Source organism: Pseudomonas sp. OV226, assembly GCF_003148705.1.
Taxonomy (GTDB): Bacteria; Pseudomonadota; Gammaproteobacteria; order Pseudomonadales; family Pseudomonadaceae; genus Aquipseudomonas.
The window spans coordinates 120,163-131,219 of sequence record NZ_QGGS01000011.1; the positions used below are offsets into that span (position 1 = coordinate 120,163).

General features: G+C 61.0%; 9 protein-coding genes. 4 read left to right on the forward strand and 5 right to left on the reverse strand.

The window, feature by feature from the left end:
• Positions 1–4: 4 nt before the first annotated feature.
• Both C7534_RS18675 and C7534_RS18680 read right to left on the reverse strand, forming a co-directional pair.
• Positions 5–1,396: an FAD-dependent oxidoreductase gene (locus tag C7534_RS18675; protein WP_109786632.1), complete on the reverse strand. Its 1,392-nt coding sequence runs from the start codon at positions 1,394–1,396 to the stop codon at positions 5–7.
• A 69-nt stretch (positions 1,397–1,465) separates the two neighbouring features.
• The gene (locus C7534_RS18680) at positions 1,466–2,791 is read right to left on the reverse strand and encodes an MFS transporter (RefSeq protein ID WP_109786633.1); all 1,326 of its coding nucleotides are present in this window, start codon (positions 2,789–2,791) and stop codon (positions 1,466–1,468) included.
• A gap of 268 nt (positions 2,792–3,059) precedes the next feature.
• Here C7534_RS18680 and C7534_RS18685 point away from each other — a divergent pair, with 268 nt between their 5' ends.
• Positions 3,060–3,932: a LysR family transcriptional regulator gene (locus tag C7534_RS18685; protein ID WP_109786634.1), complete on the forward strand. Its 873-nt coding sequence runs from the start codon at positions 3,060–3,062 to the stop codon at positions 3,930–3,932.
• A 119-nt stretch (positions 3,933–4,051) separates the two neighbouring features.
• On the opposite strand, the gene C7534_RS18690 is transcribed toward C7534_RS18685, so the two are convergent.
• Complete coding sequence (locus C7534_RS18690; protein WP_046032551.1) at positions 4,052–4,912, reverse strand: LysR substrate-binding domain-containing protein; 861 nt, start codon at positions 4,910–4,912, stop codon at positions 4,052–4,054.
• A gap of 109 nt (positions 4,913–5,021) precedes the next feature.
• On the opposite strand from C7534_RS18690, the gene C7534_RS18695 reads away from it, so the two are divergent.
• The 3 genes from C7534_RS18695 (at position 5,022) to C7534_RS18705 (ending at position 7,891) form a co-directional block, all read left to right on the forward strand.
• Positions 5,022–6,131 (forward strand): 2-aminoethylphosphonate--pyruvate transaminase, encoded by a 1,110-nt coding sequence (locus C7534_RS18695; RefSeq protein WP_109786635.1) that lies wholly within the window; start codon positions 5,022–5,024, stop codon positions 6,129–6,131.
• Between the two features lie 195 nt (positions 6,132–6,326).
• Positions 6,327–7,154, forward strand: coding sequence for a phosphonoacetaldehyde hydrolase (gene phnX, locus C7534_RS18700; RefSeq protein WP_109786636.1), 828 nt, complete (start codon positions 6,327–6,329; stop codon positions 7,152–7,154).
• A gap of 188 nt (positions 7,155–7,342) precedes the next feature.
• Positions 7,343–7,891, forward strand: coding sequence for a cytochrome b (locus C7534_RS18705; protein WP_109786637.1), 549 nt, complete (start codon positions 7,343–7,345; stop codon positions 7,889–7,891).
• 11 nt (positions 7,892–7,902) lie between these two features.
• Here the strand turns inward: C7534_RS18705 and C7534_RS18710 are convergent, their stop codons facing one another.
• Both C7534_RS18710 and C7534_RS18715 read right to left on the reverse strand, forming a co-directional pair.
• Positions 7,903–8,820 carry a 1-aminocyclopropane-1-carboxylate deaminase/D-cysteine desulfhydrase gene (locus C7534_RS18710; protein WP_109786638.1) on the reverse strand — a complete coding sequence of 306 codons (918 nt, stop codon included), beginning with the start codon at positions 8,818–8,820 and terminating at the stop codon, positions 7,903–7,905.
• An 85-nt stretch (positions 8,821–8,905) separates the two neighbouring features.
• Positions 8,906–10,945, reverse strand: a complete 2,040-nt coding sequence (locus tag C7534_RS18715) for an oxidoreductase (RefSeq protein ID WP_046032556.1) — start codon at positions 10,943–10,945, stop codon at positions 8,906–8,908.
• Positions 10,946–11,057: the final 112 nt, after the last annotated feature.

Genomic DNA, 11,057 nt, shown 5'->3' on the forward strand with positions numbered 1-11,057 from the left:
GCCCTCAGCCCTTGTCCGCTTTGCCGGCCGCCGCCGCAAATTTGGCCAGGCGCACGTCCAGATGCCGTGGTCGGCGCCCGTGATCTTCAGCGCGCTCCTTGCGGCGGATGGCGTTGCGCACCATCAGGGAACCGAGGTAACGGATCGGCTCCGGCGGGAAGAACCCCAGCGGGCCGTTCACCAATGGCGAACGAGTCCAGGCGTTGTCCAGCCCAAGGACCATCGAGGCAAGAATCTGCCCGCCCATGTGACACGGACCAACGCCGCTGCCGGAATACCCGAACCCGTAGAACACATTCCCGCTGGCACTCATCTGGCCAAAGAACGGCAAACCGGTGACCGAGCGATCCGAGGGACCATTCCAGGTGGACTCGACCTTGACCCCGGCAAACGCCGGAAAGAACTCACTCAAGCTGTCCTTCAACAACCCGGCGTACGGTGACGGCTGATCGAACACCGGCAGCATTCGCCCGCCGTAGGCAAACGTATTGCCGCCCTTGCCGAGCATGATTCGCCCGTCCGGGGTGTTGTGGTAGTAGTGCACGAAAATCCGCGAATCGAGGACGGTGACACCGCTGGTCAGGCCGATTTCATTGAGCAGATCAGGTCGCGGTTCAGTGATCAACATGTCGCTGGAAACAATCGCCACGCTGCGTTCGAACTGCGGGAACGCCCGGGCCATCCACGCGTTCATCGCCAGCACTACCCGATCCGCGCGGACCGTTCCTTTCGGCGTTTCCACCCCTGCCGGCGAGCCCTCCTCCAGCCCGGTCATCGCGGTGTTTTCGTGAATTCTCACGCCCAATTGCAACGCCACCCGGCGCAAGCCGCGCACCAGTTTGCCCGGCTGCACACTGGCGGCGGCCGGCGAAAACCAGCCCTCCAAGTGCTTTCGGGAACCGGCCATGCGTTGCACGTCGGCGACCGGCCGTTGGGTGAACGAGTTGATGCCGTTGCGCGCCAGCGCGGCAATCACCGCATCGGTCGAGCCGCACTGGGCGTGATTGGTCGCGGTATAGAGCGTGCCATCGAGGCGGAAATCGGCGTCCACGCCGTACTGCTCGCAGAAGGTGCCAATCGCGTAAATGCTGCGCTCGGACTCCTTGACCAGGCGCACCGCCTCTTCGACGCCAAACAACCGCTCCAGCGTGAAGTACTTGGCCAACCACGACAACGCACAACCGCCGTTGCGGCCACTGGCGCCGGCACCGCAAACGTCCGCTTCGATCAGCACCACATCGAGTTCCGGGTTCTGCTCCTTGAGCATGATCGCAGTCCACAACCCGGTGTAGCCGCCACCGACAATGCACACATCCGCGCGGGTGTTGCCCTCCAGCGCCGGGCAGGTGTCGGACGTATCAGCCTTTAAGGCCTGGTCCAGCCAAAAGGGTCTCATGGGAAAATCTCCAGTCAGATACCCACACGCAAGCCTGCCGCCAGCGCAGCAGGCTGCAAGGGACAGGGTTCAGGTACGCAGGGGTTTGATGGCCATCGCCCGATTGGGCACGAACGGGTAATTGGCACGCAGGCCAGCCGGGCGGCTGTTCCAGTGGGGGATCAACACCAGGGCCGAGAACAACGCGCAGCCGGCGAAGACAATGAACACCGTGACCGAGTCGAAGTAGCCTGGCAGCAACCCACCGAGAATTGCCCCGACCGAACCGCAACCGTTGACGAAACCTGCCGCCGTCGCGCCTGCCTTGGCGGTGCCGAAATCAATCGCCGCCGCGCCGCTGATCATCGAGTCCGGCCCGTACAGGGTCAGGCCCATGACAAACAGCAAGGCCACCACCAGCAAGACACTGCCGGTATGCAGGGCGCCCATGAACAAGGCGAGAGACACGGTCAGCGCCAACAGACTGATCACGCAGGCCGGCATGCGGCGAGCGCCGAACAGTTTGTCCGAGGCCAGCCCCAGCAGAATCGGCCCGAGCAATCCGGCCAGTTCGAACGCAGTCGGAATTATCGCCGCGCCGACCTTGCCCACCGTCGGCATCTGTTCGAAAACGATCACCGGGCCCCACAACAGAATGGCGTAACGCGCCGGCTTCAGCAGAAAGTACGCCAGACCCAACACCAGCACCGTGCGGTTGCGCAGGATTTCCTTCAGGGGTTGCAGAACGCTGATCCTGCTTTGGGCGTCAGCCTCTTCAGCCGTCAACTCAGGTTCGATGTCCACCGCCGGTAGACCGACGTCTTGCGGTTTGTTGCGTTGAAAAATAAAAAACAGCACGGCGACCAGCCCAACCACCGCCGCACTGGAAATGAACGCCGCATGCCAGGTGCCGATGAGCGTGTAGGCCCACCAACCGGCAAACGGCGAGGCCACCAACCCGCCAAAGGCGTAGCAGGAGCTCCACAACCCAAGCACCCTTCCGCGCTGCTGTGCAGGGAAGAAACTGCCGATGTTCTTGCACAGCCCCGACCAACCGGTGGACTGCGCCAGGCCTTGAATCAACATGCAGGTGGCGAAGATCGGCAGTGTCGCGAAGCTGCCCATCACCAGCGCAGCCGCCGCCGAAATCAGTAACCCGCCAAGCACCACGACCCGGGGACCAAAGCGGTCGGCAAGCAGGCCCCAGGTGAATTGCCCGAGGGCATACGCCGCCAGGTAGATCGCGTCGAGGTTGGCCATGGCCATTTTGTCGAGCATGAAGGTGGGGTCTTCGGCGATCCCCAGTTTTGCCACGGAAAACGCTTTGCGGGTGAAGTAGAAAGCAGCGTAGGCGAGCCAGGTGATCGCGAAGATCTGCACGCGCCAACGCTTGATGGTGCCGATGTGATTATTCATTGTGGTTCTGACCTCAGGGTGTGAGTGTGCCGGCAGAATTTGGAAGAAAACGCCTGTGTTTTTATTGTTGAGCACTGCGGTATCGCGGATTCCCTGTAGCGATACCGGTCAGATGAGTCCTGCTGTTACACGCACAGGCTCATGGCCACCGATGCTGATCGACTGAGCAGTCACGGGGTTGAAACGGATAGAAACAATTACTGAATAATAAGTGAAATCGATTTATCGTATTTCCAAAATAAGCTCAGCTTGTTACTGGAGGTTTTCGATGTCGGTTTCCCACGCCCAGCTCAAAGCCTTCCACGCCGTGGCCGTCCACGGAAGCTTTACCAAAGCCGCCGAACGGCTCTTTCTCACACAACCGGCCATTTCCGACCAGGTGCGCAAACTTGAAGAGCGATTTGCTGTGTTGCTGTTCCACCGCAACAAACGCTCGGTGCGCCTGACCGACCTGGGCGAACGCTTGTTGAGCATCACCCAGCGGTTGTTCGTCATTGAAGCCGAGGCGCAGGAGTTGCTTCACGACTCCCAGGCGTTGAAGACCGGCAGCCTGATCCTCGCGGTGGATGCGCCGGTGCATGTGCTGCCGCAGATCGCAAGGTTTTGCGAACGCTTCCCCGGCATCAGCGTAAAGATTGAAACCGGCAATACCGATGAGTCGCTGTTTCGCCTGTTCAACTATCAGGCCGACCTGGCGCTGCTGGGTCGGGATGTCAGTGATGAGCGGCTGATCTCGTTGCCCCTGCGCAATGACCCGATGGTGGCGTTTGTCTCACGCAATCACCCGTGGGCCGATCGCGAGTCGATTTGCCTCGCGGACCTGGACGACACACCGTTGGTGCTACGGGAAATCGGCTCGGTGACCCGCCAGACACTGGAAGAGGAAATGGCCCGCGCCGGGTACCGCATTCGCCCGGCGATTCAGGTTGAAGGCCGCGAAGCGGCGCGCGAAGCGGTGGTCGTGGGGATTGGGGTTGGCGTGGTGTCGGCCGCCGAGTTCGGTGCCGACTCAAGGGTTTGCGCGTTGCCGATTACCGATTGCACGCGGCGTCTGACGGAGACGCTGGTGTGCTTGCGCGAGCAGAGTTCGCGGCGGGTCGTGGCGACGTTTCTGGAGATGGTTCGCGAGAGTCTGGTGTAGGCAGGTCAGGCCCCATCGCGGGCAAGCCCGGCTCCCACAGGGATTTGAGTCGATCACAGAAGCCGATTCCACCGCGCATCCTGTGGGAGCGGGCTTGCCCGCGATAGCCGCGCCGCGGTCTAACTGACAGGCGCCAACCCGAAAAACGCCTGAATCAAGCGCAAATCCCGCCGCCGCTCCATGCACCCGATCATGTGCCGGTTCACCAGCCCCTCGCCGATGATCGGCACTGCCGCCACCCGTGGGTCATGGCTGACTTCCACCGACGACACCACACCGACCCCCAACTCGGCGGCCACGGCTTCGGTCACCGCTTCACGACTGTCCAGCTCCAGCAACACCCGTGGATTGACCTTCGCCGTCGCACACGCGTCATCGAACGTGCGTCGCGTAATCGAACTCGGCTCACGCAACACCATGATCACCTGATCCAGCTCCTTGAGCTTGACGCTGGGTGCCTTGGCCCACGGATGATTTTGCGGCACCAACGCGCAAATTCGCGATTCATTCAACGCCTGCAAATGCAGGCCTTTGCGCGGTTCAACCTCGGTCAGTACTGCCACGTCGGCATGCTCGGACAATAACGCCGCCAGGGTTTCCTGAGCATTGCCCAGCCGCAGGTTCACGGTGATCCCCGGATAGCGTGCGCGCAGACTGGCCAGCATCGGCATCACCATGTGCGGGCCGTCCGCTGCCACTTCCAGGCGCCCGGTCAGCAACTGCCGATTCGCTTCGAGCATCACTTGCGCCTCTTCCGCCAGGCCGAACATGGCCCGGGTGATCGCCGCCAGTTTGGTGCCCTCCTCCGTCAGTTCCACTCGACGAGCGGTACGTCGCAACAAGGTGATCTGGTAATGCTCCTCCAGGGCCTTGATGTGCCCGGTCACCGCCGGCTGACTGATGAACAACCGCGCGGCAGCACGGGTGAAGCTGCCTTCACGGGCCACCGCATCAAAGGCCCGAAGCTGGAACAGGTTCATGAATAAATCTCACTGATGGCTGGCATAACAACAAACAATTTGATTGATACAACCGCAAATTGCAATTTATGTCCCGTAGCTTCATCCCATCGAATGCGAGGACACGAGAATGAGTACTGCCGAACCCATCCTGCTCACCCCCGGCCCACTGACCACATCGGCCCGCACCCGTCAGGCGATGATGGTCGACTGGGGTTCATGGGATGACCGCTTCAATCAACTGACCGCCAGCCTGTGTGAACAACTGCTGGCAATCATCAACGGCGGCGACAGCCACCATTGCGTGCCCCTGCAAGGCAGCGGCACCTTTGCTGTCGAGGCCGCGATCGGCACGCTGGTGCCTCGTGACGGCAAGGTGCTGGTGCTGATCAACGGCGCCTACGGCAAACGCCTGGCGAAAATCTGCGAAGTGCTCGGCCGCGCCTTCAGCACCTTCGAAACCGCCGAAGACGAACCGACCACCGCCGCCGACGTCGACCGCCTGCTGCACGCCGACACCAGCATTACGCACGTCGCCCTGATTCACTGCGAAACCAGCACTGGCATCCTCAACCCGCTGCCGGAAATCGCCCACGTCATTGCGCAACACGGCAAACGCCTGATCATCGACGCCATGAGTTCGTTCGGCGCCCTGCCGGTTGACGCCCAACAGGTGCCATTCGATGCGCTGATCGCCGCTTCAGGCAAATGCCTGGAAGGCGTGCCGGGCATGGGTTTTGTCTTCGCCCGCAAAGAGTCCCTGGCCAACGCCGCCGGCAACTCGCACTCGCTGGCGATGGACCTTTACGACCAGCACACCTACATGGCCAAGACCGGTCAATGGCGCTTCACCCCGCCGACCCACGTGGTCGCGGCGCTGCACGAAGCGTTGCTGCAATACAACGAAGAAGGTGGCTTACCGGCGCGGCATCAACGCTACGCCAACAACTGCCAGGTGCTGCTCGATGACATGGCGAAGCTGGGGCTGCGCAGTTTTCTGCCCGCCGCGATCCAGGCACCGATCATCGTCACGTTCCACGCACCGAAAGATCCGCGCTACCAGTTCAAGGAATTCTACGAACGGGTCAAGGCCAAGGGTTTCATCCTCTACCCGGGCAAATTGACCCAGGTTGAAACCTTCCGCGTCGGCTGCATCGGCCACGTCAACCAGGCCGAGATGCAAGCGGCCGTGGCGGCCGTCGCCGAAGTGCTGCGCGAGATGGAAGTCGTCGAAATCTGATTCAAAGGCATCTGTAGCAGCTGCCGAGCCTGCGAGGCTGCGTTCGGCTGCGAAGCAGTCGTAAACCCTGTCGACGCGATTCACCTGAAACACCAATGTGGATGGTTTTACGACTGCTTCGCAGCCGAACGCAGCCTCGCTTGGGCTCGACAGCTGCTACAGGGCTCTTCATTCCCCAAATACAGGATTTGAGACATGAACTACGCAAACCCAACCAAGCTGCAAGCCGCCATCCTCGACTGGGCCGGCACCGTCGTAGACTTCGGTTCCTTCGCGCCTACCCAGATTTTTGTCGAAGCCTTCGCCGAATTCGACGTCCAGGTTTCCATCGAAGAAGCCCGTGGACCGATGGGCATGGGCAAGTGGGACCACATCCGCACCCTGTGCGATCAGCCGCAAGTCGCGGAGCGTTATCGCGCCGTGTTCGGCCGCACGCCAACCGACGATGACGTCACCGCCATCTACCAACGCTTCATGCCGCTGCAGATCGAAAAAATCGCCGAGCACTCGGCGTTGATTCCAGGCGCCCTGGACACCATCGCCAACCTGCGCCAGCAAGGGATCAAGATCGGTTCCTGCTCCGGTTACCCGAAACAGGTCATGGACAAAGTGGTCGAGCTGGCGGCCACCAATGGTTACGTCGCCGATCACGTGGTGGCCACTGACGAAGTGCCCAACGGCCGCCCTTGGCCGGCTCAAGCCCTGGCCAACGTGATTGCGCTGGGCATCGACGATGTCGCGGCTTGCGTGAAGATCGACGACACCGTGCCGGGCATTCTCGAAGGTCGCCGCGCCGGCATGTGGACCGTGGCGCTGATCTGCTCGGGCAACGCGCTGGGCCTGGACTACGAAGGCTACCGCGCCTTGGGCAGCGATAAACTGGACAGCGAACGCAAGCGCATCCATGCAATGTTCGAAGGCTCGCGCCCGCACTACATGATCGACACCATCACCGATTTGCCAGAAGTCATCGCCGACATCAACAAGCGTCTGGCCAAGGGTGAAATGCCGCAAAACAGCTGATGTTGAAATTTTGCCGCTGATCAAAGCGCCAGTTCTTCGCGGAACGGGCGCTTTTTTTTGGCCAATCACTTGATCCAGAGCGTTGCAACGACAAATAGCCGCAGGCAAATCCATCAAAGCGGATTACAGTAAAGGAACACCGTCGAACAAGAACGGTGGCTTTAGACCAGACCTGTGAGGAACACCGTATGCCCTGGAAGAATTCCGAATCACGCTACAGCACGGTATCGATCACGCTGCATTGGTTGATGCTGGTCTTGCTGGCGCTGGTTTACGCCTCTATCGAGTTTCGCGGGATCTTTCCCAAAGGCAGTGGCGGCCGGACCCTGATCGTCGAATCACACTTCATGCTCGGCCTGACCGTGTTCGTGTTGGTGTGGCTGCGGCTGTTCGCTCGCAGCTTCGGCCCGGCGCCGCAGATCTTCCCCGCCTCGCCTCACTGGCAAACCACGCTGGCCAAGCTGATGCACTGGGCGCTGTACATTTTCATGATCGCCATGCCGATTCTGGGATGGCTGGTGACCAGCGCCAAGGGCAATCAAGTGATGTTTTACGGTTTTGATCTGCCGTTGCTGGTCGCCGAAAACAAGGAATTCGCCAAAGAACTCCAGGGCTGGCACGAGCTCGGTGGCACTATCGGCTACTGGCTGATTGGCCTGCACGCGGTAGCCGGGATTTATCACCATTACGTGGTGCGGGATAACACCTTGCTGCGCATGATGCCCAAGCGCAACTGAACGCAGCCCTGCTACACAAATCCCCGGCGGCCCTGCAAGCCGCCGGTGTGGATGAAGATCAGCCGCATGCCCTTTTTGAAGCGTCCAGCCTCGACGTTCTGCTTGAGCGTCAGCAGCGCCTTGGCGGTGTACAACGGCTCCAGAGGCACGCCGCCGGCTAGTTCGGTCTGTTCGATGAAGTCGAGTAACGGCTGATCGACTTTGGCAAAACCGCCACGACTGGCGTCCAGCAGCTCATAGTTGTGCAGTCGCAAACCCGCCTCCTGCAGAATGGATTCGACGTTTTGCGCAACGCCGTGATCATCGGGCACTGCCATCGCCCCATACACCTTGCGTTCACCGGCCTCGGCCAGCACCAGACCCGCCAGGGTCGTGCCGGTGCCACAGGCCAGCCACCAGCCGTCGTAATCGCTCCAGCCCAGGTCGTTCAGTCGCTCACAGACCTGGGTCTTGAGTTGCATGCAGCCAAGCGCGCCACGCAGCCCCCCGCCACCTTCGGGCACGGGTTGCAGGTCGGGATACTGTTCTGTCCATGGCAGCCAGAAACCCGGCTCATGACGCGCTCTATAACCGCCATACCCCAACCAATGCAATTGCATGCCGAACGCCTGCAAATCCGTCACCGTCGGCGTGTCTTGCGCATGCCCGCGCAGCAGCCCGACGGTACGGAAACCGAAGCGTTTGCCTGCAGCAGCCAATGCATGCAGATGGTTGGAGTGCGCACCGCCCAGGCTGATGATGCCGTTGGCACCCGCGAGGTCAGCGGCGTTGAGGTGTTCGATGAGCTTGAACCACTTGTTGCCGCTGATCAGCGGATCGATCTGGTCCAGGCGCAGGATCGCGACCTCGATACCGGCGGCGGTGAGCCAATCGAGATGAAGGGGTTCGAGGGGGGCTTGGGGCAGCCAGTGGCTGGAAGGAAAAAGCATGATGCCGGATCCACGAGAAGATCCGGCATCTTAGCAGCAGCCCTGTGGTGAGAGGGCTTGGCCCCTCACCACAGGTTTGTGTGGATTACAGCTCCGCAGCCAACCGCGAACCCTGGTTGATCGCCCGCTTGGCGTCCAGCTCTGCCGCCACGTCGGCGCCACCGATCAAATGCACGTTCTGGCCAGCCGCGACCAGTCCGTCCTGCAACTCACGCAACGGATCCTGGCCAGCGCAAATCACGATGTTGTCCACCGGCAACACGTGCGGCTCGCCGGTTTCACCGATGCGGATGTGCAGGCCTTCGTCGTCGATCTTCAAGTACTCGACGCTGTTGAGCATCTGCACTTGCTTGTTCTTCAGACCGGTCCGGTGAATCCAGCCAGTGGTTTTACCCAGGCCGTCGCCGACTTTGGATTTCTTGCGTTGCAGCAGGAACACGTCACGTGCCGGTGCATGTGGCTCAGCCTTGATGCCGGCGACACCACCGCGGGCTTCAAGGTGTGTATCGATGCCCCACTCCTTCCAGAACGCTTCGCGATCCTGACTGGTGGCCACGCCTTGGTGCACCAAAAATTCCGACACGTCGAAACCGATACCGCCGGCGCCAATCACCGCCACACGCTTGCCCACCGGCTTGCGCTCCAGGATCACGTCCAGGTAACTCAGCACCTTGGCGTTTTCAACACCTGGAATCGCCGGCGTTCTTGGCGCGATGCCGGTGGCCAGGATGATCTCGTCATAACCGCCTTCCACCAGTTTCGCCACATCGACACGGGTATTCAGGCACACCTCGACGTTGGTGGTCTGCAGTTTGCGGTTGAAATAGCGGATGGTTTCGTAGAACTCTTCCTTGCCCGGCACACGCTTGGCGATGTTGAACTGACCGCCAATTTCGCTGGCCGAATCGAACAGCGTTACCTGATGACCACGCTCGGCGGCCACGGTCGCGGCGGACAGGCCCGCAGGCCCGGCACCGACAACGGCGATCTTCTTGATCTGCTGCACCGGCACGTAGTTGAGCTCGGTTTCATGGCAAGCGCGTGGGTTGACCAGGCAAGTGGTCAATTTGCCGCCGAAGGTGTGATCCAGGCACGCCTGGTTGCAACCGATGCAGGTGTTGATTTCATCGGCGCGACCTTCAGCGGCCTTGTTGACGAAGTCCGGATCGGCGAGGAACGGCCGCGCCATCGACACCATGTCGGCATCGCCTTCGGCCAGAATCTGCTCGGCCACTTCCGGGGTGTTGATACGGTTGGTGGTGATCAGCGGAATGCTCACCGAGCCGCGCAGCTTGGCGGTCACTTTACTGAACGCCGCGCGCGGTACTTTGGTGGCGATGGTCGGGATCCGCGCTTCGTGCCAGCCGATGCCGGTGTTGATGATGGTCGCGCCGGCCTGTTCGATCGCCTTGGCCAGCGTCACGATTTCTTCCCAGGTACTGCCGCCTTCCACGAGGTCGAGCATCGACAGGCGGAAGATGATGATGAAGTTCGGACCGACCGCTTCACGCACCCGGCGCACGATTTCCACCGGCAGGCGCATACGGTTCTCGTAGCTGCCGCCCCAACGGTCGGTGCGGTGGTTGGTGTGGGCGGCGAGGAACTGGTTAATGAAATAACCTTCGGAGCCCATGATCTCGACGCCGTCGTATTCGGCGGTTTGCGCCAGTACCGAACAGGTGACGAAATCGCTGATTTGTTTCTCGATGCCTTCCTCGTCCAGCTCTTTGGGCTTGAACGGGTTGATCGGCGCCTGGATGGCGCTCGGTGCGACCTGTTTCGGGCTGTAGGCATAACGGCCAGCGTGGAGGATCTGCATGCAGATCTTGCCGCCCGCCTCGTGCACCGCGCGCGTCACGATCTGGTGCTTGAGCGCTTCTTCCTCGGTGGTCAGCTTGGCTGCACCGGAATACACCCCGCCCTCATCGTTCGGGCCGATACCGCCGGTGACCATCAGGCCAACGCCGCCACGGGCACGTTCGGCAAAGTACGCCGCCATGCGCTCGAATCCACCGGGCTTTTCCTCAAGGCCAGTGTGCATCGACCCCATCAGGGTACGGTTACGCAGCGTGGTAAAACCCAGGTCCAGCGGGGCCAACAGGTGCGGGTAGTGAGCGGCGGCCATTTGTAACTCCACATCGAGCGATCACGGAAAAAGTGCAGGAGCTCTTTGGCTCCCGTCAGTCATGGTGGACAGACTAAGAGTCGAACCACTACCGCTCAATGACCGAAACTGA